The sequence below is a fragment of the Streptomyces sp. PsTaAH-137 genome (genome assembly GCF_003259365.1).
Classification (GTDB): domain Bacteria; phylum Actinomycetota; class Actinomycetes; order Streptomycetales; family Streptomycetaceae; genus Streptomyces.
In genome coordinates this window covers 130,337-155,672 of record NZ_QLLY01000019.1, presented here as the reverse complement: position 1 = coordinate 155,672, position 25,336 = coordinate 130,337, and the positions used below count along the sequence as shown (strand labels likewise).

At 69.4% G+C, this 25,336-nt stretch carries 22 protein-coding genes; 9 read left to right on the top strand and 13 right to left on the bottom strand.

Annotated elements, in window-relative coordinates; translation table 11 throughout:
• Window positions 1-86 precede the first annotated feature (86 nt).
• On the bottom strand, window positions 87-2,024 hold the full coding sequence (locus K377_RS33540; protein ID WP_161195121.1) for an SUKH-4 family immunity protein: 1,938 nt from the start codon (window positions 2,022-2,024) through the stop codon (window positions 87-89).
• 603 nt (window positions 2,025-2,627) lie between these two features.
• Between K377_RS33540 and K377_RS33535 the strand changes: the two genes are divergently transcribed.
• Genes K377_RS33535 through K377_RS33525 form a run of 3 tightly spaced genes read left to right on the top strand, consistent with a single transcriptional unit; the run spans window position 2,628 to window position 5,675 of the window.
• Window positions 2,628-4,112 carry an ATP-binding protein gene (locus tag K377_RS33535; RefSeq protein WP_111667379.1) on the top strand — a complete coding sequence of 495 codons (1,485 nt, stop codon included), beginning with the start codon at window positions 2,628-2,630 and terminating at the stop codon, window positions 4,110-4,112.
• Complete coding sequence (locus K377_RS33530; protein ID WP_111667378.1) at window positions 4,109-5,149, top strand: SUKH-4 family immunity protein; 1,041 nt, start codon at window positions 4,109-4,111, stop codon at window positions 5,147-5,149. The genes K377_RS33535 and K377_RS33530 overlap by 4 nt, the downstream gene beginning before the upstream one ends.
• 49 nt (window positions 5,150-5,198) lie before the next feature.
• Window positions 5,199-5,675 (top strand): hypothetical protein, encoded by a 477-nt coding sequence (locus K377_RS33525; RefSeq protein ID WP_111667377.1) that lies wholly within the window; start codon window positions 5,199-5,201, stop codon window positions 5,673-5,675.
• Between the two features lie 21 nt (window positions 5,676-5,696).
• Here K377_RS33525 and K377_RS33520 read toward each other — a convergent pair whose 3' ends face one another.
• The 4 genes from K377_RS33520 to K377_RS42760 form a co-directional block, all read right to left on the bottom strand.
• The gene (locus K377_RS33520) at window positions 5,697-6,068 is read right to left on the bottom strand and encodes a hypothetical protein (RefSeq protein ID WP_111667376.1); all 372 of its coding nucleotides are present in this window, start codon (window positions 6,066-6,068) and stop codon (window positions 5,697-5,699) included.
• Window positions 6,069-6,116: 48 nt separating this feature from the next.
• Window positions 6,117-6,281 (bottom strand): hypothetical protein, encoded by a 165-nt coding sequence (locus K377_RS41865; protein ID WP_161195120.1) that lies wholly within the window; start codon window positions 6,279-6,281, stop codon window positions 6,117-6,119.
• Window positions 6,282-6,523: 242 nt separating this feature from the next.
• On the bottom strand, window positions 6,524-8,818 hold the full coding sequence (locus K377_RS33515) for an SUKH-4 family immunity protein (RefSeq protein ID WP_111667375.1): 2,295 nt from the start codon (window positions 8,816-8,818) through the stop codon (window positions 6,524-6,526).
• A 63-nt stretch (window positions 8,819-8,881) separates the two neighbouring features.
• Complete coding sequence (locus K377_RS42760; protein ID WP_111667374.1) at window positions 8,882-11,986, bottom strand: toxin glutamine deamidase domain-containing protein; 3,105 nt, start codon at window positions 11,984-11,986, stop codon at window positions 8,882-8,884.
• A gap of 73 nt (window positions 11,987-12,059) precedes the next feature.
• On the opposite strand from K377_RS42760, the gene K377_RS33505 reads away from it, so the two are divergent.
• The 3 genes from K377_RS33505 (at window position 12,060) to K377_RS41860 (ending at window position 13,661) form a co-directional block, all read left to right on the top strand.
• Window positions 12,060-12,563, top strand: coding sequence for a hypothetical protein (locus K377_RS33505; RefSeq protein WP_111667373.1), 504 nt, complete (start codon window positions 12,060-12,062; stop codon window positions 12,561-12,563).
• 723 nt (window positions 12,564-13,286) lie between these two features.
• The gene (locus K377_RS33500) at window positions 13,287-13,505 is read left to right on the top strand and encodes a hypothetical protein (protein WP_146614806.1); all 219 of its coding nucleotides are present in this window, start codon (window positions 13,287-13,289) and stop codon (window positions 13,503-13,505) included.
• Window positions 13,506-13,661: a hypothetical protein gene (locus K377_RS41860; RefSeq protein WP_161195119.1), complete on the top strand. Its 156-nt coding sequence runs from the start codon at window positions 13,506-13,508 to the stop codon at window positions 13,659-13,661.
• A 302-nt stretch (window positions 13,662-13,963) separates the two neighbouring features.
• Here the strand turns inward: K377_RS41860 and K377_RS33495 are convergent, their stop codons facing one another.
• From K377_RS33495 to K377_RS33475, 5 genes are all read right to left on the bottom strand, one after another.
• Entirely contained in the window at window positions 13,964-15,130 is a 1,167-nt protein-coding gene (locus K377_RS33495; protein WP_111667371.1) for a hypothetical protein, read from the bottom strand.
• Window positions 15,127-15,429: a hypothetical protein gene (locus tag K377_RS33490; protein ID WP_111667370.1), complete on the bottom strand. Its 303-nt coding sequence runs from the start codon at window positions 15,427-15,429 to the stop codon at window positions 15,127-15,129. The genes K377_RS33495 and K377_RS33490 overlap by 4 nt, the downstream gene beginning before the upstream one ends.
• Before the next feature lie 222 nt (window positions 15,430-15,651).
• Entirely contained in the window at window positions 15,652-16,986 is a 1,335-nt protein-coding gene (locus K377_RS33485; RefSeq protein WP_111667369.1) for a hypothetical protein, read from the bottom strand.
• A 59-nt stretch (window positions 16,987-17,045) separates the two neighbouring features.
• Window positions 17,046-17,714, bottom strand: a complete 669-nt coding sequence (locus K377_RS33480; RefSeq protein ID WP_111667368.1) for a WXG100 family type VII secretion target — start codon at window positions 17,712-17,714, stop codon at window positions 17,046-17,048.
• Between the two features lie 197 nt (window positions 17,715-17,911).
• Window positions 17,912-18,427 (bottom strand): hypothetical protein, encoded by a 516-nt coding sequence (locus K377_RS33475; protein WP_258395212.1) that lies wholly within the window; start codon window positions 18,425-18,427, stop codon window positions 17,912-17,914.
• 587 nt (window positions 18,428-19,014) lie between these two features.
• On the opposite strand from K377_RS33475, the gene K377_RS33470 reads away from it, so the two are divergent.
• Both K377_RS33470 and K377_RS33465 read left to right on the top strand, forming a co-directional pair.
• On the top strand, window positions 19,015-19,764 hold the full coding sequence (locus K377_RS33470) for a hypothetical protein (RefSeq protein ID WP_146614805.1): 750 nt from the start codon (window positions 19,015-19,017) through the stop codon (window positions 19,762-19,764).
• Window positions 19,765-19,927: 163 nt separating this feature from the next.
• A complete protein-coding gene (locus K377_RS33465; RefSeq protein WP_161195118.1) occupies window positions 19,928-20,998 on the top strand; it encodes a S8 family serine peptidase in 1,071 nt (356 codons plus the stop codon).
• A 98-nt stretch (window positions 20,999-21,096) separates the two neighbouring features.
• Here K377_RS33465 and K377_RS33460 read toward each other — a convergent pair whose 3' ends face one another.
• The 3 genes from K377_RS33460 to K377_RS33450 all read right to left on the bottom strand — a co-directional run bounded on the left by K377_RS33460 (window position 21,097) and on the right by K377_RS33450 (window position 24,488).
• Entirely contained in the window at window positions 21,097-22,479 is a 1,383-nt protein-coding gene (locus tag K377_RS33460) for a S8 family serine peptidase (RefSeq protein ID WP_111667365.1), read from the bottom strand.
• Window positions 22,480-22,573: 94 nt separating this feature from the next.
• Window positions 22,574-24,073, bottom strand: coding sequence for a WXG100 family type VII secretion target (locus K377_RS41855; RefSeq protein WP_161195117.1), 1,500 nt, complete (start codon window positions 24,071-24,073; stop codon window positions 22,574-22,576).
• Between the two features lie 43 nt (window positions 24,074-24,116).
• Window positions 24,117-24,488, bottom strand: a complete 372-nt coding sequence (locus K377_RS33450) for a hypothetical protein (protein WP_181512705.1) — start codon at window positions 24,486-24,488, stop codon at window positions 24,117-24,119.
• A gap of 530 nt (window positions 24,489-25,018) precedes the next feature.
• Between K377_RS33450 and K377_RS33445 the strand changes: the two genes are divergently transcribed.
• Window positions 25,019-25,333 carry a hypothetical protein gene (locus tag K377_RS33445; RefSeq protein ID WP_111667364.1) on the top strand — a complete coding sequence of 105 codons (315 nt, stop codon included), beginning with the start codon at window positions 25,019-25,021 and terminating at the stop codon, window positions 25,331-25,333.
• Window positions 25,334-25,336 lie beyond the last annotated feature (3 nt).

The following is a 25,336-nucleotide window of genomic DNA, read 5'->3' as shown; positions in this document are numbered from 1 at the left end:
CCAGAGCATCGTCACATTGCGTTCTCGACGGCACTGAGCACCTCGTCGCACGCTTGCTCCAGGCGGCCGGACGAAGCACTCACCGGTCAAGAAGCGTCGAGTTCGTCGAGGAGCGTCGCGTAGTCCTCGGCCGCGTACCCGAGATCGTCGAACACGCCCTCCCACACGGGCGACCGCGGCCCGTCGGGGTCGGCGGCCGCGAACCAGGAGGGTACGGCCTCGGACAGGGCCTCCATCTCCGCTTCCGTGCTGGTCAGCGGTGTGCTGAGGACGAGGTGGCCGAGGAGGGCCAGCGCGAGGAGCCGGGGCATGCTCGACGCTATGGGGAGGAATGCGCCGTCCTCGCCCTCCTCGTCGATGTGGACCGCGCCGCTCTCACCGTTCAGGTAGAGCGTCCAGGAGGCGAGCTGTCCGAGTCCTTCGAAGAGCCCGGGGCGGTCGGGGACGGACGTCAGGGGGTGTTGCCTGAGGTCTCGGGTGTACAGGCCGCCGATGACGCGCGTACAGGGCCAGCCGGTCTCGCTCAGGAAGCGGCGGGCCGGCGCGTGCGTCACCCGGTCCGGCAGAGCGGCCGGTTCCAGCACGCGGCAGGCTCCGGGACGGAAGGCGTCGGCGCGTTCCAGGCGGTCCCGGGTGACCTCGTCGTCCGTACGGGGGATGTCCGCGGGGAACGGCCAGGCGGCGGTCGTCGTCAGCGGCCCGGGCAGGAACAGATCCCGCCAGGCCTCCCGTGGGAGTTCCGCCACGGCCTTCGGGTCGACGAGCACGCCGAAGTGACCTCCGTACCCGGCGAAGGCCCAGAGGTCGGCGCCCGTGTCGTCGCGGCCCACCCGGACCGCTTCGCGTACCGCCTCCGGCATCCTGGGGACATCGGCGGCGGCTCCGCCGGACGGCTTCCGCCACCTGCCGCGATGGTTCAGGGCGTAGGTGACCTCAGGGAACGGGTGGCCCGCGCTCGGCTTCGGCCAGTCGCTGGTGACACGTACGGGACCGTCGACCGGCAGTCCGGTCCGTGCGTCCCAGCGGCGGCGCTCGTAGACGCAGTGCGTACCGTCGGCGACGCCCGGCGCGGGGGCGATCTCCCGCCACTCGGCAGCCAGTCGACGGCCGCCCTCCTCGTCGGCCCTGAGCAGCTCCACTCCCACCGTGGCGGGGTACGGAACGAGAGTTCCGCCGGGCAGCCGCCAATGGGACCAGACAGTGCGCCACGGCAGCGAACCCGCCGCCTCTGCCAAGGCATCGGCACGTTCGGTGTCGCCGCGCGACAGGACCGCGTGGTGGAGCGACGCCACCCACTCGCCCTGGGAACCCGGCCGCACTCCCTGGGCATGCAGGTAGTGCACATCGGCCGCTGTGCCGCCGGCCGGAACTCCGTGCGGGTACGCGGTGGCGAGCGCGGACCACAGCCCGTACCAGTGGACGGTCGCCAGGAGCGCGGGGGCGTTCAGCACCGCTTCCAGGTTCCCGGCCAAAGCGGCGTGGGTGGGCAGTGCACGGGTGGTGTACGTCGTTCCGGCATGGCGTACGTGGAATTCCGACAGGGCGTGCGCGACGGCCTGTCGATCCGCCGCGGACAGCGGGAAGGCGGCGCGCACCGCGCGGTGCAGTGCCCTGTCCGCGAAGCGCAGTACAGCTTCCTCCGCAGAGTCTTCGCTGTCCTCGACCACCACGACGCCCGACCAGGATTCCCCCAGCGCTCGCAGCGTCGCCACAGAGACCTCGCTCCTGAGCACCGCCCGCGCGACGTGCTGCCAGACGGAGACGGGGGCGCTGTTGAGCTCCAGGGCCCCGGCGCAGGCCGCCAGTTGCGCCACCGTGCGGGGTGCAAGTCCCGGAACAACCGGCAGGGCCGGGACAGGCGCGCCGGTCGTTTCCGGTGCCTCGACGAGCCTCACCCGCAGCCCGTACTCCCGCTCCACCGCGTGCGGGACGGACGCGGCGATGCGTTCGGGCTCGGCCGAGGTGATCAGCGGGCCGGCGTCCGAGACGTTCACCAACTCGACCGCCTGCGGGGTATCAGCCACTCGTTCCGCGACCGCTGACAGGACTTCGTCGGCGGTGAGGCCTGAACAGTCAATACGCACGAGGCTCCCTGCGCTGATCGAACGGATGCGCATAATACGCATCGTGCACAGCGAGCTGACGGACAGCTGTTGGTGCTGCCGAGTCCGACCTCGATACGGGTGGCCAGCGCGGCAGGGTGAACTCGCAGAGCAGTCAGGCCAACTCGTCAGGCAGCACCATCGCCACGACGGCATCCCCGTATCCCAGCGTCCCCGGCGCGCGTCAACTGGCGTGAGTTCGCGCCGGCTTTACTCAGCAATCGAACATCGCCTCAAGCATCGAACGCTCCAACCCCACTGCCGGCAGTCGGCACTAGACTTGACCGGCAGTGGTCAGCACGCAGGTGCGGTGCGGTCACGCAGGCGATGAACCGGGGGAGATCAGGCGTCATGAGTCAGCCAAGCAGCCCGATGCCGCCGTCCGGCGGCGGGCGAGGTCCCGAGGGCGATGGGGATCGGCCGAGTGGCGAGCGGAATGTCGAGCCGCATCCGTTCATCGGTGGCCGCGCCGCCGCGCTGCGTGATCTGGCCGCATGGCGGGCCGGCGCTCCGGGTGCGCCCCGTGTGACGCTGGTCACCGGCTCGCCGGGGTCCGGCCGTTCGCGGCTGCTGACCGGCTTCCTGATGCTCTGCGCCCCCGATTACCGGGACCGCATCGATCTCACGCGTCTCGACCCGGCGACCGTCCCTCCCCCGCTTCCCGCGCCCGCCGTGCCCAGCGCCGCGGGTCGCACGCCCGCGCAGGTGCTGTGGCTGCTCGCCGATCACTACGACATCGACGCGGTGCGGGACACCCAGGTGTACGAGGAGCTGGGCGCGGGCGACACCGAGCGCGCCGTCGTCGTCGCCGATGTCGACCAGGCCGGTCCGGTCCGGGCAGGGCACGGGCCGCAGCGTATGGCGCGGGAGCTCCTGGTGCCGCTCGGTGCGCTCGGTTCCGTACGGCTGCTGGCCGACGTCTCCCGGGAGACCGCCGCGCTGATCGGCTCGGCGCTACCGGCCGGAACGGTCCGGGTCATCGATCTGGACACACCCGAGTACGCCGATCCGGACGGACTCCTGCTCCAGACCCAGGCGGCTCTCGACCCGGCGTTCGGGGCGCCCGAGCTGCCGTTCACGACCCATGTCGAGGTACGGGACGCCCTTGCCGGCGCCCTTGCGGCACGGGCCACCGCCGGCGGCGCGGGCGGAAGCCGCCTGATCGTTCAACTGGCCGCACAGGGATGGCTGTTGGCGCCCGAGCCGACACCTTCTCCGCAGCACCACGTACCCTCCACCCTCATCGGCGTCCTCGATCTGCACGCGCGACGGCTCGGCGTCGACCCGGCCGTGCTCCGGGCGGTGCTGGCCCCCCTGGCGCTCGCCGAGGGCGACGGGCTGCCCCTCCACCTGTGGGTCCCGCTCGCTTCCGCGCTCGCCGGACGCGACATGACGGTCGAGATCTCCGACGGGATGCTGCTCGCCGGGCCTTTCATACGGCCCGTCGGGACAGAGAGCACCTCGGAGGCCGATACCAGCGCGGAATCCGGGACTCTGATCGCTCTGGCCCATCCTGCCCTCGCCGAGGCGATCCGCGCCGAGCTGCCCGACCCGGCGGCCGCGCACCTGAGCCTCGCCACGGAGCTGCTCGGCCGGGTGCCCGACCAGGACTGGTCGCGGGCCGAGCCCTATGTGCGGGACGCCATCGTGGGCCATGCCCTGGGGGCGGGCCAATTGCCGCGGCTGCTCACCGACCCGTCGCTGATGGCCTACGCCGACCCGGTCGCGCTGCGCGCGGCCGTCGAGGAGGTCGCCGCGGACCAGCTGACGGCAGGGCAGCTGCCGGCTTCGGCCCGCACGTATCTGCGCACGGCACCGCTTCTCACGCGGTCGCAGGCCGGCCCCCCGCTGCGCGCGGCTCTTCTCGCGGACGCCTTCGACGAGGACGGTCTGCCTGAGTACGCGCAGGCTCTGCGGAGCCGCCCGGAGTTCGCCGTCCCGGACGGTCGGCTAGCCTCGACACCTCCCCCGCCCGTGCCGCACCCTCAGCCGATGGAGACCCAGGCGTGACCACCTCCGACCATGACGAGACCCGGCCCGACGGCCAGGCTCCGACGCAGGCCACGGCAGCGGACGGACGTCCCGCGACCGGCCCGGGGAACACAGCCGTGTTCACGTACGTCGATCCCCGCACCGGGGAGGAGACGTATCTGACCCGGGTCTCGGGTCCCGGCCTGCCCCACGTCGAGTACCAGGGGTGGACGGACCTGAACCGCCTGGGCGTCCCCGCGGGGAATGTGCTGGCGGTCCACACGGACCTCAGCCCCTCCTCCCTCCCCGGTGGCTATACCTTCAACGCGCTGACCTCCGGCTTCCCGACCGCCGCCCTCTCGTACGGCACCGTGTACGGCGCGGACCCGGCCGAGCGGGCCGCGGGGGTCGCGGCGCTCATCGCGCAGGTGGAGTCGACGGCGCTGCTCGCAGGCCAGGCGCCGCCGCCGCGCCCGCACCGTCCGCCGCTGCCCGACGCGGCGTCGACGCCTCCCGCTCCCCTCCCGGAGCGCCTTCCCGACGGGCTTCCGGTCCTGCGCTACGACAGTGCGCTCGTCGCCGCAGCCCTGCTCCCCGACGCGGCCGTCGACACGCTCGTCGGCACCGGGCTTCCGGCCGACATCCGTTTCTTCTTCACCGCCGACCGGCCGGACAGCCCGCCGGCCGGCGGGCTGTTCACCGACGCCGCCACGCACCTGCTCGAACTGGACGCCGAGCTCAGCCCCGCCGCCATCGACGTCCTCTCCATGCACACCCGGATCGGCACGGACGGGCGGTACGTGATCACGGTGCAGCAGGAGGCGGGCTCCGTGTGGGCCGCCAACCCGTCCACGGGAAGCGGCCGTTATGTGAACGCCTCGGTCGCCGCCTTCGCCCACTCTCTCGCCGCGCTCTCCACGACCCGCGACCTCATGCCGGGTATGGACCCGTACGAGGCGGGCACGGCGGTCGCCGATCTCCAGGACCGTCTCTTCGCCCTCGACGCCACGTGCTTCGACGATCCGGTCAACTGGTGGTCGGTGATCGTGGAGCAGTTGTGGCACGGCTTGTTCTGATCCGGTTCTGATCCCCTCCCGACCAGCCCTCCCACCCGAGAGGAACACCATGCCGCGCGAAGGAATACGTACCGATACGCAGTCCCTGGCTCGGGAAGGCACCAACTTCCAGGACCTGGGCAGCCGTTTCGCCGCCGCGGCCGCGGCGCTGCAGAACGGTCTGGCGTCCGTCAACGCCTGCGCGCCCACCAGCGGCGGCCCGGCCGCCGCGCAGCCGGGCCAGGTCGACGGTTTCGTGCAGGGTCTGACGAGCTTCGCCGACAAGGCGGACATGCCGCCGTGGGGCGACGACGAGATCGGTGAGAAGTTCGGCATCGCCTACGAGGGCCTGCAGACCGGCATGTTCGAGTCGATGAACCACCTGGCGCAGGAGCTGACGAACATCGGCGGCGCGCTCAGTGGCATGGCGAAGAACCACGACGAGAACGAGTCCTTCAACGAGGAACTCATCCGTCAGCAGCGGAACGACATCGACTTCGCCGCGGGCAACGGTGGCACCGTGTCCCACATGACCAAGATGGCCTAGCCACGGATATCCGTCGGGGGGTCAGACCGCCTGGCCCACCGCGACGACCAGAGCCGAACCGACCATCAGCCACAGCCCGGTCCGGCCTGCCCCGGCCCCACCACGCACGGCGAGCCACAGCGCGCCGCATCCGCCCAGCACACCGAGAGCGTTGGTGGTCAGAGCCATCGCGCCGACGCCCCCGACGGCCTGTCCGACGAGTGCCGCGAGCGCCGCCGCGAGGAAGACGGCAGCGCACACGACGGCGCGCAGCCGCTCGCGCCGCAGCACCTCGGCGACCCGCGCCCGCTCCTCGGCGAGCGCGCGCTCCTCGGGCGGCAGCTCGGCCTCCCACTGCCGCGAGAAGTCGCCCTCCCACTGGAGGCCGGTGCCGTCTCCACCCGCACGTGTCATGCCCGCGACCCTAACGGACCCGCGCCCCCGCGCCGAACGCGGTCGCGTTCAGGGCAGCTGGTACGAGGCGTCGGCGAGCACGTCACTGAGGAACATCTCGCAGTCGTACACGGCCGGTGCCTCGTCCGGCTCGTATTCCTCGGCGTACGCGGCCCGGCCCGCCTCGCTCAACAGATACACGCCGAGTTCGGCCGCGGCCTCCGTGCCGGGCAACTCGGGAAACCCGTCCTCTCGCGACGGCCCTCAGTGGTGTCGAGGCGACCGAGTGCCGCCCGCGCGTCGCCGGCCGGGTCGCCGAGCGTGTCGACAGGATTCGTCCCCGGGTGGTCCGAGGCGATGGCGCACAGATCGTCGCGCAGGCGCGCGTGCCGCTCGGAGAGGGTGGGGATCTGGTCAGCCGTGCGGGGGAACCTCGTTCTTGGCAGTTGCGGCCGGTCAGGACAGGGCTTCTTGCGTCACAGGACCTCTTGCAGACCCTCGGTCCACCAGCTGTACGCGGCATGGAGGCTGACGCCCCTCAGGTGGTCCTCGAGTTCGCCGCGCAGGGCGAGGAGCTCACTCTGTGTGTACGCCATCGGGAAATGTCCCCTGAGGACCGTCCAGGTGGTGACGAGACGGACGAAGGTGTCAAGGCTCTCGGCCATCAGATGGGGGGCGTCGTGATCGACGTTCCACTCCCCCGCGGTCCAGTCGCCGTACCGGTCCGGGTCGGGCGGCGTGGCGTCGGGCAGATCGGCCTCGGTCCAGTCGCCGTCCCGGGGCAACCGGTAGACCCTGCCGGTGGAGCCGTGCACGGCGATCGGGCCGCCGTTCCAGTCGCCGAGTCCGTACAGCGGCAGGTCCCCGATCCGGGGCAGGGGCGAGTCCGGATCGATGGCCAGGGTGATTTCGGCCGCCGACAGGGACGGCAGCCCGGGCGCGGTCAAAGTGTGGCGGGTCGCAGGATCGCTCAGATCCGCCGGCAGCAGTGACGCGGGCAGGCGGACGAGAGACGCCGCACCGAAAACGGCCTCGGGTGACGCGGCGAAGCCCGCCTGCCCGGGCGCGACGTGGCAGGGCACGACCTCCATCGACTGAGCCTTGCGCGGGGACGGCATGGCTCGGCCGAGGAAATTGTCGTCGTCCTCGTCGAGGTCGTCGAGGTGGAGATCCTCGAGGTCTTCGAGATCGTCGTCTTCGTCGTCGTCCCAGTCGTCCTCGGCGTCGGCCGTCCGCGGTCCTGGGAATCCGTCGGCAAACCGTCCAGGCTCGGTGGCCTCGACGGCGAAGATCCCGCCTGCCGACGCCACCACCACGAGGTCACCGACCCGCAACTGGTCCTGCACCAGCCGCGGCCCCGGCGGGAACGGGTCGAACGCGGCCCAGGCCCGCAGCCGCCCGCCGCCGTTCTGCCATGCCGGCTCGCTCTGGCCGAACGCGGGGACGCCGTCCGTCCACGGTCCGGCGAGCACCTCGCCCGTAGCGGCGTCGAACACCCAGAATCGCGGCGCGGAGGGAGTGTCGTCGCGGGCGACGACCGCCGGCCTGCCCTTCGGGTCCCATCCGTCGGGGGCGAGGTCGAGCCCGGTGACCGGCCCCGGGAACACGCTCCTCGGGTCGATGACGCCCGGCGGACGCCAGCGCGCCCAGCGCACCGTCCACGTCCGCTCCGGCACGGCCGCGGCCACCGCGGCCGCCGTCTCCTCGTCGCCCTGGGCCCGCGCCGCCAGCACGAGCCAGGACATCCATTCGTCGCGCTCGTACGTCTCCAGGCCCGCCCACTCCAGCGCCTCGGCCCAGGCGGGCAGCGACGCCGCCGACCAGCGCGCGTACCGGTCCCGGTACGCGGGATCTCGCCGTACGCAGGGCAGGTGGGCGGCGACCAGCCGTTCGGACTCGATCAGGCTGTGCGGTGACAGGAGGGACAGGAGGGCGGGGTCCTGTTTGAGCTCCTGGAAGTAGTCGCCGTAGCGACCGCCCTTGGCGGCGTGCACGGCAAGGGCCCGCTCCGCATAGCCGCCGAGATCGCTCGCCTCGCCCGCGTGGCCGCGCAGCCAGTGCGCCACCTCGTCGTGCACCCGGCGGGCCGTGCCCGGGTCGACGGCGACGGCCAGTTCCCGGGCGCGGTCCCAGTCGTCGATGCGGTACGAGTCGCCGACCGCGGAGATGTCCGAGGCGTCCAGGGGCAGGTCCAGGTCGCCGCCGTTCAGCGACTGCGACAGGTGTCGCCACACCGCCAGCGGAACCAGACCGCGGGGGGCGAGGGCCAGTGCCTGGAGGGCCCACTCCGGCGAGGCCTCCGGCGACGAGGGGCTGCGATCGGGCGGCCGGACCTCCAGACGCCGCCGGCCGGCGAACCATGTGTCGTGCCAGTCGACCTCGACGACCACAAGGGCGCCGAGTTCCCGGACGATCTCCCAGTTCAGGAGATTCAGCGCGGCGTCCGGGTATCCGGGGGTTCCCATGGGTCCGATGGATCCGGGGGGCGCCGTGGAGGCGATGCGCTGGCCGGACGCGACGAGGACCAGGCCGGGCGCGCCGGTGTCCGGCCTGCCCCGCAGGGCGTCGCGGACCCGGTCGGCGAGTGCGCGCGGGGCGAGGCCGGTGGCGTCGATCGATACCGCGTCCGGCACCGCTTCCCTTACCCGCGCGAGGATCGAGGCCTGTCCCGAACCGGCCGATCCCATCAGCTCGACCAGGTGGGCCTCGCCCTCACCGTGCCATGCGACGATCCGCTCCGCCGCCGTCTCCGCGGTGACACTCTCGTACATGCCTGTGGGTCCTCCGCCTTGCGTCCGCTCGGTACCGGATCATCTCATCACCTCAACGGGCCCCTACCTCAACTGACCGGCGAGGTCATTCCACAGCTGGGAGGTCTTGCTCTTGATGTGACGGTCGAAGTCCGCCTCAAGCTCGGTCTCCTGGCGTGCGTCGGGTACCGCCGCCATCACCATGCGGTCGAACTCCCGGCGCTGCGCGTCTGTCATGGCATCGCCCGGCTGGAGGCCCTGCGACAGCTTGTACTGGTCGCGGTTGGCCTGCCGGTACGCCTCCCGCGCGGCCGCGCGTTCCGGATGAGCGCGATAAGCGGTGCTGTAGTACACGGGCACGTCGTCGTCGAGTCGGTTGCTCAGCTGGTCGGAACAGTTGGAACTCGACCGGCCACCGCGGTCCTCGCCACAGGGCTCGCGTTCCGTGTAGAGGCCGCTGATCCGATAGCCGGGTTGTCCGGCGGCGGTCTGTTCCGCGTTCTTCTCGTCCATCCAGTCGAGGAGGTGGTCCTCGGAGTGTTTCGGCTTGTCGCTGATGTCGGGGCCCTTGGGGACCGACGAGTCGACGACGTACTCCACCACGCCGTTGCGCTCCACCTCGATGACCGCGTAGTTGACGCCGCCGAAGTCGGGTGTGTGGCCCACTCCCGTGAGTCCCTGCGCGGCGACATTGTCTGTGACGTTCTTCGGCACGCGCTCGTTTCGTGCCTTGTGTCCGCCGACCGCCGTGTTTCCGCTCTGTCCGGGCTGGTTGCGCACCCCGTACTCGTGGTGAACGCCCTGACTGAGCCTCGCCAGGGTGGTGATCACATGCATCTGTTCACCACGGTTGAGGTCGGCGAACCCCGGAAGGGCTCGCTCCAGGCCCGCCTTGGTGAAGGTCTTCGGCTTGTGGGGGGCCGCGTCGGCGTGCTGGTTCTGCCCGGTGGCCGTGCGCAGGACCTGAGCGAGGGGGCTGATCCCGTGCTGGGCGGCCGGGTGCTGGGGGTTGGCCCAGTCCCGCAACTGCTGGTCCACCGTGCCGTGTTCGATCTGGTACACGGCGTGCGAGTCCCGGAGCCGGTCCTGCGCCGCGTCCGGCGGCAGACCGGCGACCTCGTCGTTGCGCAACGTGTTGGGGTCCAGCCCCTGGATGCGGCCGCGCAACGCCTCCGCGATGTTGCGGTGCTTCAGCTCCGTCGCTCTCGCCTTGGTGGCCTGCGCGGTGTTGCCCTTTTTCTCGGCCTTCTCGGCCCGCTCCTTGGCCCGCTGCTCGGTCAGTTCCGCCTTCTGGACGCGCTCTTGGAGTTTCGCGCGCTGGGCGTCGTACCGCTGGCGCCGCTGATCGTTGATCTGCTGCGCCTCCTGGGGGCTGAGCCCGAGCAGCCTGTCCCCCGCGTGGTCCCGGCGGACCCTGGGCTGCGAGTCGTCGGGGTGCGGCGTCGGCCCATTGCCGGCATCCGGCTCGGGGGTTGCTCCGTAGCCCAGGGTGGTGGGGGTGGTGGGGGTGGTGTTTTGGGGGGTGGGGTCGGGGGTTGTGGGGGTGGGCTGCGTCGGCTGGTCGGGCTGTGGTGACGGGTTGGACTGCGTCGGCTGGCCAGGCTGTGTCGAGGGGTCGGGCTGGGTCGACTGGGTCGACTGGGTCGACTGGTCGGGCTGATGCGACTGGCCCGGCTGTGTCGACGGGTCCGACTGTGGTGACTGGTTCGGCGGATCGGCCTGCATCGGCTGGTTCGACTGCGGCGACTGATCAGGCTGAGTCAACTGCGGCGATTGCGTGGGCTGGTTCGACTGGTTCGACTGGTTCGACTGGTTCGACTGGTTCGACTGGTTCGACTGGTTCGACTGGTTCGACTGCGGATTCTGCGCAGACTCGTCCGACTGCGGTGACTGGTCAGACTGCGTGTTCTGATCGGCCTGCGAGTTCTGCGAGTTCTGGTCGGCCTGCGTGTTCTGGTCGGTCTGCGCATTCTGCTGGGACTGCTGGTTGTCCGTGTCGGCCTTCTTCTCCCATGGGGCGTCCATGGTCTGGCCGTTGGAGTCGAAGGGAACGTAACGGACTCCGGCCGCGCCGGTGTGGATGGGGCTGTCGGAGACCTCGCCGGTCTGGTGATCGACCCAGACGATGTTGCCGTTGTGGTTGTAGACGTTGAACGCGTGTCCGCCACCGCCGGGCCACTGCACACCGACCACAGCCGCCGAGCCCGGACCGGCCTGCTGGAGGTGATCGGCTATGCGGGCGTACGGGTTGGGGTGGTCGGCGCCGGCCCAGATCTGCGGGCGGCCCGCCCAGGCGTCCAGGTTGTTGTAGGAGTCGCGCTCGGGCGACATCCGGTCCAGGGTGCCGTCCGCGTTCGTGTCCGGAGTACGCGGAGCCGACACCTGTGGGTCACCGAACCACGTCGACAGGCCCGCGCGCGCGTTGTCCAGGCAGTTGTTGGAGCGGCCGGGCTGTTGCAGACCACCGTCGTTCTGGAGCTGGGCCCAGTTCCCGTGCGGGTCCGGATGACGCTGCGGCGTGCCGTCCGGGTTGCGCGGGACCGCGTCCGCCAGCGCCTGCTGGTGCGCGGGGTCGGGGGGCAGCAGGCCGAACGGGGCGTGGTTCAGGCTGTCGCGAATCTGCTGAAGGCTCTGGCCCTGCGACAGCGGCGGGGGCGTCGGAGGCGCCGAGTCCGGTGGCGGAGTGGCCGGTGCCCCGTGGTCGGGGGTGGGACTGGGCTGCTGAGTGTTCGGCTTGCCGTTGGGGTGCGGGGTGGGGTCGGCGTAGACGCCGGGCGGGACCGTGTTGGTGGGGTTCGCCGGGGTGGTCCGGTTCGGGACTCCGGCGGGGGTCTGCTGCGCGGGCGTCGGGGCCGGGTTCGGGTTCGGGTTCGGGTTGTTGGGCGTGGGGGTCTGGGTGGACGGGCGCGTCGGGGTCTGGGTCGGCGTCTGCCGGGTGGGCTGGGCAGGGGTCTGGGTGGGGTTGGCGCGTTGAGGGGTGTCGGTACGGGGCTGGGGCGTCGACGTCGCCGGGCGCGCCGGTTGCTGGGCGGGGGCGGTGGGCTGGGCGTTCGTGGCCGGAGCCGGGCCCGTCTGGGGTGCCTGGTTGGGGATGTTGGTCGCCGGGCCGGGGTCACTGGTCGTGGTGGAGGCAAGCGTGGGCCCAGGGCGAGAGGAAGTCGAGGACGCCGGTGCCTCTGTCGTCGTCACGCTCTGCGCCTGGAACGTCGGTGCCGATGAGCGCGACGGGGAACCCGGGCTGGAACCCGTACCCGTATGCGGAGTGGTACCCGTACTCGGACCACCGCTCGGCGTCGAACTCGGAGTGGTGCCGGGCGTGGACCCGGGTGTGGACCCGGGTGTGGTGCCGGGCGTCGTGTTCGACGGCGAGGTGCTGGTCGGGGACGTGTTGGACGGGGACGTCGACGGGTCGGTGGACGTGGGTGTGCCCGCCTGGGCCGCGGCGGGCTGCTGGACCTGTGTACGCGGATCCTGCCCGGCCGACGGATCGTGCGGGCTGCCCTGGGAGGGTGTGTGCGCGGAGCCCGGGGACTGCGGCCCGTTCGTGTCCTGGGCCGCCGGGGCACTCTCCGAGGACGTGTTGATGCTCTGCGCGCTCTCGCCCGACGGCGCCGGCGACGGGGTCGGGGTCGGGGTAGGTGAGGCAGTCGATGTCTCGGCCGCGGCGCGCGTCTCTGGCCCGGAATGGTGCTGCGCACCCGATGCCCCGTCCGCTCCGCCGGTTTCGGTCTGCGCGGAGGTGTGCGCGGCCGGCTGCTGCTCGTGATATCCCGCGTCGAACGGCGTCAACGGCCTGTTGCTGTCCGCCGACGAGGTTCCACCGCCGGGATCCGCACTCGCGCTCGCACCTACGGACGTCGTACCCGAGGAGGCACCGCCCGTGTCGCCGGAGGCAGCCGCAGTGGTCCGCACCTGACCGCCGTCGCTCCCGGCACCGGAGGACCCTGCGGACGGGGACGACGCCGCGGACGAGGAACCGGTGTGACCGGACCCACCACCGCCGTCACCGGCCCCGGAGCCCGAACCGGAACTGGAGTGCGAGCCAGAGCCAGAGCCAGACCCCGCACCCGAGCCGGCCGACGAACTCCCGGACCCGCCGGAGCCACCACTGCTGCCCGAGCCACTTCCGGACCCCGCCCCGGAACCGGAGCCCGACCCCGAACCACCGTCAGCGCCCGATCCAGACCCAGAGCCCGCACCCGACCCCGAATCCGAACCAGATCCAGATCCGGACCCGGACCCCGAGCTGCCGTCACCACTCGAACTCGACCCGGAATCGGACCCACCATGCCCACCATTGCCCGCAGCATGATCCAGCCCGCCCCGCGCGTGATGCCCCGCCCGGCCACCGGCCCCGTCCCGCAGCGACTCCCCCAACGTCGCACCGAAATTGTCGAACCCGTCCTTCACCGCCGTCGCACCCGCATTAGCGGTCCGACCCAGGTTGTAGCCGTCCTGCGCTCCGAAGTTCTGATTCACCGTCTGCGCGATGAGGTCCTTGCTCATCTCCTCCAACGCGGAGATGAACGGCTCCTTCACCGCCTCAAGAACCGCCTCCAGGATCGCCTGCGCCGTCTCCTTCAGAATCTTGCGCACCGCAACCCGCGTCACCTGCGACAACGCCGCCGACGCCGCCCCCGACAACCCGAACGTCACCACAGCCGTCGCCGCCGCGATCGCGATCTGGATCGCCAGCACCGTCAACTGAATGATCACCGCGATCTTCATCGCGATCACCAGCACAGCCGCCGTGTCGAAAACGAACGCGATCATCTCCGCGGCCTGCCGGGCATCGTCCAGATACCCCGAACCACCCGAGAAGTCCTGCCACTTCTCCACGAACGCGTCGATCGAATCGCCGTAATTGTCCGCCGTGACATTCCCCGCCGACTGCACCGCCGACGCCTGAATATCACCGACCTGCGCCCCGAACTCCCGCCACGTCGCAGCACACTGCGTCAGATGATCCTCATTGGCGGTCGGCCAGTCGAAACCCAGCATCTCCAACAGCCAGGCCAACTCGTCAGGCAGCATCATCGCCACGACGGCATCCCCCGTATCCCCGTAGCCCCGTGTCCCCGCGACGACCTCGTAGAACTCAACTGACGCGGATTTGCCACGAGTTTACCCAGCCACTCGAACAACGGGTCAACCGCCGAAGGCGCATCACCCGGAACCCCACACAACTCGGGCTCTAGTAGGAACCGGACCGCTCCGCCGTGGCCCCGTGCACGTCGAAGTCCCGTGCCAGACCGACCCGGTTGAGCTCCGCCACGTCCGCCTGCTCGATGTCCACCACCTCGTACCCGGCGAGACTCTTCTCCAGGTCGCCGCGGTGCTCGCTCGGAGTGCCCCAGTCGTAGCGCTTGCGGACTTCCACGTGGTACGAGATCTCGCCGCCCTCCTTCGTGCCGACGAGCCGGTACTGGAAGTGGTAGAGCCCGTAGTACCAGTTGCGCTGGGCCTCGGACTCGTAACCGGACTCGCTCGCGGTCCACTCGGTGCTGAAGGACCCCTCCCCGGCCGGTCGCCGGACGCGACCTGCGCGAGCGACGTCTGAACGTCCTTCTGGAACGGCGGGCAGTCGGCGAGCAGCTCGTCGGCGTCGATGCCGTACGGTTCCGCGCCGCCCGCAAGGAAGTGGTCGAGGAGGTCGGCGGCGTCGTCGTAGCCGAACTTGTGGCGCAGCAGCTTCGACACCACGGCCATCTGCGCCTCGGTCCACCGGTCCTCCAACCCGGCCCGCCCGTCGGTCACTTGACGGTTCTCGGTGCGGAACGTGTCCTTGGTGCCGAAGATGACCGGCAGTACCGCGGCCAGCGCCGCGTCGAGAGAGTCGGCCCTCGCACACAGGGCCTGCACACGCTTACCGAACGCGTCCGCCTTCCGCTCTGTCTCCTCCAGCCGCCCGCGGACTTCGGGCGACGGGGCCGGTCCGGTGACCGCGGCCCAGCGCACGGTGCCGTTCTCCTCATCGAGAGTCATGCCCTCGTCGGCGATCTCGGCCAGGAGGTCGCGGGCATCGCGCTGGATATCGGTGAGGCTGCCGTTGCCGAGGTCGTCGCCGCTACCGGAGACCACGTCGGACAGGTACCGCCCGAGGGCCTTCGCCTCCGTCGCGACCGCCTCGATGTCGAACCGGATGCCGTCACAGGTGGCGGCGGCCCGGTCGGCGTCCTCGCCCGCCCAGTGCTCCTTGCCGCCGACCGGGGCCGCGACATCGGCGGCGAAGTCCCCCGCCGCCGCGTCCAGCCCTCGGCCGACACCCGCCCAGTCGTCGGCGGCCGCCTGCAGCGTGTGCAGTTCGAGTTCGAGAATCGCGCCGAACCTCATCCTCGTGCTCCCAGGTCGTGCCACAGCTCGGTGAGCACGTTCTCGTTCCCGTCGTACTCGCTCGCGTTGAACCGGATGTTCTCGGCGGCCTCTTCGAGTTCGTCGCGCAGCACCTTGTTGAGGTCCTCCCACCGATCCTCCAACTGCCCGAGACCGCCCAGGAATGACCAGCCCGCGGCGCCGCTCCTGAGCGCGGTCTCCGCCTCGTCCGCGACACCGAGCTGCTTCTTCACCTGCCGCGCCACCGCGTCGATGTCATCGGCCCGCCGCCGCATCCAGTCGGTATCGGCCTTCGGCACTGGTGCCCCCGTCGTCCACTCGTCACCTGATCGCTGGTCCGCCGGTCGGTCCGTCACGCCAACGCCGGTGCAATGTAAGGAGATCAGCGCACGGCGGCGACGGCAGGCCCTCCGGCGCCGCCCGAGGACCGGGACTACGCAGGCATGGATGGGGAGGGGGGATGGAGGGAAGAAGGCGTGGCCGACGATGCGCGGTCCTACATCTCAGTGCACCCTCCGGCCTCAGCTCCAGCCCCGTCCCTGGCGCGAGCCCCACTCCCGGCCCGCCCTCCCTTCTCGACCGCTCTCACTCCGCAGATAGGCGACACAGGCCCCGAGCAGTCCCACCACAGCCGCAGTCGCCAGCCCCCAACGCCCGCGCCCGGAGACGTCGGTCAGCATCCCGGCCGTGGCTGCCAACGACGGCAGGACGAGCAGCACGCCGCCGCACGGCAGACGCAGCGGCCAGGAGACGACCGGCAGCCAGAGACCGACGCGACGCTCTGGCTCGACAGGAGCACCCGGCTCGCCCACGACGTACGTGTCCCGCTCGGCGCCGCCGAGCTGAGCCCCGTACACCTCGCCGGGCAGACACCACCCCTCGTCCCCGATCAGGACGGCGGGCAGCCGCTTCCTGCCCTCCTCGGCTCGCCAGCAGACCCACACCTGTTGGTCGGCCACGGACTGGGCGATCGCTGGGATCTCCTGCGCGGCCCAGAAGTGCACGTCCGCGTGCGCGGTACGCACCCTGAGCACGGTGCCGCCGTCACCGTGCTCTGCTGCCGTGATTCCCCTGACAGTGCCACGAGCCGCCCGGTGCCCGCCGTCGAGCCGGGACACGCCGCCCAGCGCCCCGCCTCCGACGTTGACTCCTACGACGAGCAGGGCAACGCCGCCCCAGCTTCCCAGGAAGGCCCAGCGCTCCGCCGGTGTGAGCGCGGTTCCCGCCAGCAGCCTGTCCAGGGTGTCGACGTCTCCGTGGACGGCGCCCAGATCGAGATGCCCCGGTGCGTAGATCACCGCGAGCCGCCCTCCCTCACGCGGCAGATCGTGCGTACGGGCATCGAGGCTGACCGGCCGCGACCCGCCTTCGGGTGCGGGCAGTTGGACAGTCACCCGCGCTTCGAAGTCGGTGTCGCCCCGTCCCGCGAACCGCTCCACGTCCGTGACCCCGACGACACGGACCGCGACGCGCTCGGCCCCCGCCGCCCTGATCGCGGCAGCCGCGGTCGCGTCGGTGTCGTCACCGGCCGAGATCGCGAGGATTCCGGTGAGCGCGGCGAGGAACGCGGCGGCGCCGACGAGTCCTCGTACCCTGACCGATCGCCCCACGGGCAGTCGGGCGGGCAGGGCACTCGGCGTCGCCACCGGTACGGCGGACCGCGGCCGTACGACGTCGTAGTTGGCGGCACACCCGGTGCCCCTCCTTCGTTCGCGCCCGATGGTTCCGACGAGGACGACACAGCCGAGGCAGACCAGGACGAGACCGAGGCAGGAAGCGACGAGGGTACGTCGATGACTCGTCTCATCGAGGAAGAGCCAGCCGAGAAAGCCGAGCAGAGTGGCAGCCGACGCCATCCAACTCAAGGCCGCAGTAAGGCGATTTACGTTGCCGAGTGGAGCGGCAGGCTCTGAACTCATCCGAGGACACTCCTGATGTCGTTACCCGCGCGGCTGCCGGCATGCGGCTTGCCGGCCCGGGTGTCCCTCCCGGTCTCGGCAACGATCACTCCGGCCAGCCAGCCTTCTTTCACCTGATCTCTCAGGCTTTCGCCCAGCTTCTTTGCCGCGGCGATCGCGATGCCGATCTCCAGGTAGATCTCGTGGATCTCCGCCTTGACCTTGCGGATGTTGTCAGCGGCTTCGTCGAGCCCCTCGGCCGCGTTCTCGAAGTCGGGGAGAACGTGCTCGACGACTTTGTGGAGCTCCCTCCAGTGGGCGTGGAAGGCGTCGGCCGCCTCGCCCCGCCACGTCTCACCGACGGCGCGGGAAACCTCCCGATCGAGGCCGCTGAACATCCTCTGCACGCCGTCGTGCATCCTCCGCCATGCCTTGGCCGCGGCTTCGAGCGCGTCGGGGTTGACGAGGTCCACCGAGTCGGCCATGCCATGAGAGGAGCCGATGGAGGCGGCATTGATCTCATCTGATTCGGTGAGCAGGCCGAATCCGTCGGTGATCGCCTCTTCCCCGCTGCGCCGGCGGAAGGATCTCAGGCGGCTCTGGGGGTCGTACACGTACGTCTCGAAAATCTTGGCCAGCTTCGACCTGCCGTTTGCATCTACGTACGCCGTTCCGTCGTCGAGCATGATGGTGCTGATTCGCCCTGCACACGTGCACCGGCAGCGCGTTGGTGCCGCGCGCGGTCGCGGCGGCGAACGTGTAACGGTGCCGCGCACCCCTGAGGACACGGGGCGGATGGCGCGATGCTCCGGTGCGCTGGGACGCCGATGCGCCGGGAACTCCACGCGAACGTGGGGCGGTTGAGAGGGACGACACCCATCGATCAGCCCCCGAGTCCGGCCCTCCGTAGCAGCTTCAACCAGTCGTCGTACTCCATAAACTCGTCGTCGATCGCTGCGAGCCGCACATATTCCGCCGGGACAGCCAGCCGCTCCAGGAAGAACGCCTCCACACTGGAGCCCAACTGCTCGAATCGCTCCGCATCGATCCAGTCGGCCCCTGCCTCGGGAACGCCGAGGACACCGCCACCCGCCCGATCGAGGAAGATGGCCGCCTGGTCGATCGTCCCGATACAGAACAGCTTCTCCGGAGACAGTCCCGGCAGCGAGTCGACCACCGGTCCGCAATAGAACTGGAGCCCCATGGCGTCCTCCAGGCCGAAAAGCTCCAGGGACGGATTGCAGCTCACGCCGTCCAGCACACGGCAGAAGTCCAGAAACTCCCTCGGCACGCCACCGGTCTCCGCACTGACCGCGGTCTCTTCGTCGATGGTCCCAACGAGCGTGGAGGCCAGAAGGTCCGGGCTCTGCGCCATCGCTGTCCGCAGGGCGGCCACCACGCCGACAAACGGGACGGCCCCGGGCTCCCCCTACTCAACTGGCCTCGCTCGATACGGATTTCGTGCGGATCGCCATCCGGAGATCCCTGGCCCGGCAGCCTATCCAATGCCCTTGCTCCCTCGCGCCGCCAACTGCAGCAGAGTCACTTGAGGCGATCGAGAGGAGGTGAGGTGTTGCTTTTGTGGCGGCCCGAATCGACGTCCGGCTGCACATGTATGCCGACTGCAACAGCCTCCATCCGACTGAGTATGTTCGTTCCAATGATGCGAGGCATGGTGCGCCCAAGGCCTGAGTGTCCGACCGAGTCTCCTCACCGAGCGAGCAAGAAGCCATCAACGACGCCGACGAATCAGAGACGCAGATGAACACCCCGTCACAGGACCCGAGATACGCCAATCCGTATCAGTCAGGGGCTCCTCCGGTGCCCCCTGTTCCGCCCACTCCGCCGCCGCCCGCGTGGGGCGCGCCGCCAGTCGGCCACACCACGGCGCCGGGCGCACCGCCCAGCCCTGGAGCGCCGTACTACGCCCCTCAGACGCCGGGCCAGATGCCCGGCCAGAGGGCGGGTCAGATGTCCGGTCACGGCATGAAGCCTCCGGGCAAAGCGCGCCGCGTCTGGGGGATCATCACCCTCGTCGTCGGAGTCCTGCCGGTCCTCATCGGCGCCGGCCTGTTCGCGGCCAACGTGAAGGACGCCCGGATCACGAAGTTCAACGATCCCTACGCCGACGTGGCCTGGCACAACCTGAAGAGCGACGTGCTCTTCCCCGACAAGGTGTCGGACGTGCATTCCCGGTACGAGAACCCGGGCTGGGTGCGCCAGGGTATCGCCCAGCCTGCGAAGTGCGACGAGGCACTGAGTGGCAAGCTGCTCCAACAAGCCACCGACGGTGGCTGCAAGACGGTGCTGCGCGCTACGTACGTCGACAACGGCGGCGAGTCGGTGGCCACGGTCTCGCTCATCGTGCTGCGCAATACCGCCGCCTCGCAGCAGCTCAGCGACCAGTACCCCGACCCTAACTCCGATGAGCCGGCCAGTCCCGACGTCACGCCCTACCCAGTGGCCAAGACACCGGCATCGGAGTGGTCGAAGCGCTCCGCACTGGTCGGCTCCGTCTCAGGCGTAGTGGCAGGGACGACGCCAACCCCTTACGTCATGGCCCTGTCGATGGGATCAGTCGACACACAGCGCGACTGGGGCCACCTGCCCGAGCCGTGGGCATTCACACAGAAGCACGAAACGCAGCAGTACGGACGGTTGGCCGATGCCGTGGCCACCATCAGCGCCGCACACATCGGCGAGGTCATCAGGTGGGGTGAACCCAAGGATGCGTAACCGATCCAGCCGATCCACCCGATTCAGCCGAACCGGCCGGTCCAGCCGCCCCCGCCTGCACGCGTGCCTGCGAGCCGCGATGGTCCCGTTGAGCACCGTGATCGCGTTCGGAATGCTCCAGGAACCCGCCCAGGCCGCGTCGCCCGGGTGGGAAATGGGCGCCATGTCAGTACCTCAGGCCCAGAAGGTCAGCCAGGGAGCCGGCATCACGGTGGCCGTGCTGGACACGGGGATCCAAACGGATCACCCGGCGCTCCACGGCCGCGCCACCGAAGGTCCGAACATCGTCAGCGGGGACAAGACATCGGCTTCCTACGGGGAGCACGGCACCGCGATGGCATCCAACGTTCTGAGCGTGGCCCCGCAGGCGAAGGTGCTGGGCATCAGGGTGCTGAGCGACGACAACGCCGGAAGCGAGGACACCCTCACCACCGGAATCCGCTACGCCGCCGAGCACGGCGCCGACGTCATCTCCATCTCCCTGGGCATGGAGGGCATTTCGGCGTCGTTCGACAGCGAGCTGGACGCGGCGGTCCAATACGCGCTGGCCAAGGGAATCCCTGTTGTCAACGGCGCGGGCAACGACGGTGACACCCAGAACATGGACGAGAACACGGTCGCCTTCCCCTCCGGCGACCCCGGTGTCGTCACCGTCGCCGCGGCCGATTCCAAGGGGCAGCGGGTGTCGTTCTCGACTGTCCACAACTACGTCGATGTATCGGCCCCCGGTGCGGATGTCACCGCGGCCAAGATCGGCACGCAGGACACCGAGCTGATCGACGGCACGTCCCCCGCCACCGCTCTGACGGCCGGCGTGGTCGCCCTGATCCGTGCGAAGCACCCGAAGCTCGCCCCGTACCAGATCACGCAGGCACTGGAGAGCACGGCGTCCACGCGCCAGCGGGGGTACAACCCGCAAACGGGCTATGGCATGGTCAACGCGCAGGCCGCTCTCGCCGCGGCCGCCAAGATGAGCCCGGCCAAGACCATGGCGGTGGGTTCGACGGGCGCGGGGAAGCACTTCGGCCCCGGCGACGACGGAACATCCGCACGCGCCCCGTACGGCATGGACTCCGAACTCACCCTCGTTTCCGTCGCCTTCTTCGCGGTCGGGCTGCTTGTGTGCGTGGGCGGCTTCCTGCTGTTCCGCAGTGGCCGACGCAAGCGCCGCGAGTGGGAGCGACAACAGCAACAGGGGGTCGGCGCTCCGCCGCCGTCCATGGTTGCTTACTGAAGTACATGGAGCGGGGCCCGCAGTCGGAAGGCTGCGGGCCCCGCTTCGTTCGTTTGTCGCCGACCCGGTGCTCAGACGGACGACTGGAAAGACATCAACTACTGCTGACCGTAGGGCGGTTGCGAAGGAGCCTGCGGGTACGAGCCACCCTGCGCGGGGGGCGCCTGCTGCGGATACGAACCCGGGTACTGCTGCTGCGGCGGGTACGGCTGGTTGCCGCCACCACCCCAACCGCCGCTCGGAGGCGGGGGCGGGCCACTGCCGTTGTTCTTCTTGCTGCGCGCGATCACTACGACGACGATCACGAGGATGACGAGGACGCCGGCGGCGATGCCGATGATGAGGCCCGTGCTCATGCCGCCGGAATCCGAGGAGGCAGAGGGATCGTCGGCGACTCCGGACGGAGAAGAGCTGGACGGAGCCGACTCGCTGTTGCCCTTGGCCTTGGCGATGGAGGAGTTCAACTCGTCGATCTTCAGCGGGCCGTCCTTGGGACCAGCCGGGATGTTCTGGGTGAGGGCGGAGTACGGCTTGATGAAGCCGTAGCCGTAGTGCTCGTCGGGGAGCGACGTGCCCTTCGCGGAGGCGGGAAGGCCGGCGGTCTTTACAAGGCGGTTGGCCAGTTGGCCAGGAGTCAGGTCGGGGTACTTCTGCTTTAGGAGCGCCAAAGCGGCGGACGTGTAGGCGGTGGCGTCAGAGGTGCCACTACCACCGTCGTAGCCATCGGCGTCGAGCCCGGCTGTCACGATGTCGACACCTGGGGCCGTGATGAGAGTTGGCCCATAGTTGGAGTTCTTCCAGATCTCGCCCTTACCGTCAATCGCACCTGCGGAAATCACTCCGGGATACGCCGCCGGATAGGTTTCATTCGCATTGGGCGGCCCATCACCGTCATTACCAGTGCCTGCCACGACTGCAACGCCATGGTCGAGCGCGTAAGCAACTGCCTCGCGTTCCGCTGGAATCCCATCGGGCAAACTCGAATCCCGATGGATCTGCGAGATGTTGATGATTGATGCACCCTGATCAACCGCAAACCGGATGGACGAGGCGAAGCCGTCGTCGTTCCCACCCTCATCACGGATGGGCATGAGTTTGACGTCCGGCGCTAGTCCCTTCACTCCAGCGGCATTGCCCGCCCCATGGCCATGCCCAGCGATGATCGATGCCATCGCAGTTCCATGCTCGGGCTTGTCTCCTGCCATGTAAGGCTCGATCGACGAACCACCATCGATGAAATCCTTGCCCTTTAGAAACTGGCCAGTGAGGTCTGGGTGGTCGGTCTTGAAGCCAGAGTCGATGACCGCAACGATGACACCCTTGCCAGTTGCCTCGTTCCAGACCTTGTCGGCCGAGAACGCCGACAACGCCCACTGGTCGTTTCTGACCTGATCTGCCGACGCGGTCGGTGCGGCCGCAAAAAGCAGCGCTCCCGCCGCCCCGGCGGCACCGACCGCCCGCAGCACTCGCGTGAAGCTCATGCCTTTACACCTCATCCCTCACAGGGCAGGGCCCACAGCCCGAAGGCTGCGGGCCCTGTCTCGTCGTCACCGCACACTTAACCAGGAGGCCTGGCTACTCCACGACCTTGGGGTTCACCGTACGGTCGCTTGCCCAAGTTTGCTCGTCTTCGACCAGATAGTCCGGACGCGAGCTGTCGCGGCGCTTCTTGTCCTTGCCGTTCGTCTGAGCACCACGCCCGCCAAGGCCGTTACGCCCAGCGTCCTTTCCGGTGCCACCCGTCGCAGTCTTCGGCTTCTGACGGAGGGCCGAGCCACCCTGCTGTCCGGAACCGGGCTTCACTACGGACTTGCCGATCGCACCGCCCTTCGTCCGGGCGAGCGAGCTACCCTTGGCACCTGCTGCTGCCTTACCGGCCGCCCCGGAACCAGCGCCGCCAGCGCCCATCCCGCCACGTCCCGCAGCACCTGCGCCTGCACCACGGCCACCAGCACCCGCGCCGAGGCCAGCACCAGCACCGATCCCGCCGCCGATGCCCGCACCGCCGACACCACTCCCGCCCGCACCGGCTCCCGCGATACCTCCGCTGATGCCACCGCCTGCGCCGATACCGGCGCCCGCACCAACACCAGAGCCAGCGCCCGTACCGCCGCCAAAGCTGAGGTTGCCAGAACCGATCTGCGAACCAGCCGTGGGCTTCTGCGAGCCGATGCCTCCACTGACACCGCTGGTGCTCACGTTCGGCGACTTAGCGCCCTTGATCGATGAGCCCGAGCCCGTAGAAGAACGGCTGAGATTGCCAGAGGCCCTGCTAGCGGAAGGGTTGGTTACAGAACCAGCGACAATCGGGACAGGAGCTACGCCACCAGGCTCGCCGGGGTAATCCTCCCCATCGGTAACGCTCCCAGCCTTCTTCCAAGACCCCATCGTCTTGGTCTGGGTGTTGTAAACAGCCCCCAGCGCCTCCATCTGCACAGCCATCTTCATCTGCGCCTCGCGCCCCGCCGACATATCGCCTCCGCGACCGTCGACGATCTCCTGCGCAGACACATTGGTGTTGGCGATGTCTTTGGCGAGCCCATCCTCGTCGCGTCCGCCCGAGAGGAAGTCGCCCACCTTGTCCTTGGCGCTGCTGACGTCGCTCGGCTTCTCCATCGCCATGACCACCGGCTTGATCTCCTCAAGCTTGGTGGCGGCATTGTCCATCGACTGCGAGACATAGGTCGCGAAAGTGGACGTGTCGTGGATCTTCTTCGCGACGACCTTCGACCGGGCTTGGAACTGGTCGGCCGATCCGCCCTCCCAGTGCTGGAGAACTTCGGATACGGCGTGCTCGTAAGCAGCCGCCGCGTCGACGAGTTGCTTATGAACGCTCTCCCAGCCACGCGCCGCACTGCGCACATCGCCCGGGTTGGCGTTCCGCAGCATGTCCTGCATCTCGTTCATGCTGTGGTTCTTGAAGTCGCTGGAGTGGTTTTCCCCCCCGCCGAACATGCTCGTCACCGCATGCACAGCGTCGTTGACGGAGTCAACGGTTTGATCACCCTTGAAGTCCCCGGTATGGGAGAGCGGAGCCCGGGACGCATCCGCCTCGTACGTGTAGTCACCACTCATCGCTGCCCCGTCTCCCCTTCGCGTCCGCTACTCGCCCAGTACGTCATGCCATCGATCCAGGATTGGACGTCGGCACAGTGGACGAGGACGAGCCCGTGCTCGCCCCATGGAGCGCGCCGGCCGTGTCCGCTTCCGCGTCCTGATACGCCCCGTGCGCTCGCTTCGTCTTCGCACCGAAGTCGTCCATCACCGACTCCAAGTGCCGGACGACGTCCTCGAGCGAGCCCTTCATGTCATCGTGCGCGGCGGTCAGCTTCGTAGCCTCGCCGAAGCCGGCGCCCAACGCAGTCTTCGGAAGGTACGTCTTGCTCCTGGTGTCCTCGCTCGTCTTCCCGAGGTCCGCGATGATCCCGTTCACCTTCTTGATGACGTTGTCAAGCGCGCTCAGATCGACCTTGTACCCGTCACCGGCCATGCCCTTGGCCCTCCCCGTTCATCCCGCTGGTCCCGCTGGTCCCGTTCATCACCTTGTGGGGTAGTAAGTCCGGTCCCCTGTCACAAGTCTGTCCTTAGCTTATCGAACAACGCCCACACCCCGCCCGGTGCTCCCTGTCACAACTCCACGACAGAGATGGCAGATACACCGGTTCAGGTGAGGTAGCCGCTGCGGCCTGCCCACGCACCTCGACGCCGACCACCTCAATGCGACAACCCGCGCAGCGCCCCTCCTCGTCCAGATAGCCAACTCGCCCTATCCGCGCGCGCCATCGAAGCATCCGCCGACCTGTCTCCGGTCGTCACGCACGGCCTCGCCATTTGGTCCCGCCATGCCCCGCCATCCTCATACCTGCCGGTCACCCAGCCTTGCCCCGGCATATGCACCGCTTCAGCGCAGGGAGGCCCGATGGTCCTGCCGCCGCTCAGTTCCGTGGGCGATAAGAGACCTCAACCCGACTGTCGATACCCTTCGGCCTCAGGTGCTGATCTCGACGGGGAGCTTGCTTCATGGGCGGCCACTACAAGACCGATACCGACGCGCTCGGAAAGTTCGTCGCATCGCTGGAGTCCAGCGTCGACGAACTGGACGCGGCGCGCGTGGCGCTTTCCCACGTTCGGGGGGACCAGGTCGGAACGGCCCGTCTCGACGCAGCCTGCGACACCTTCCAGGACCGGTGGCGGTACGGGACAGAGCAGCTCAGTGAACAGATCGGCGGCATCGCCGAAGGGGTCAAGGACAACAAGCTCAGCTATGAGGAGCTGGAGAAGAATCTGGCGGACGCCCTGAACAAGTTTCAAGCGTCCACCTCGGGAGGAAAGTGATCC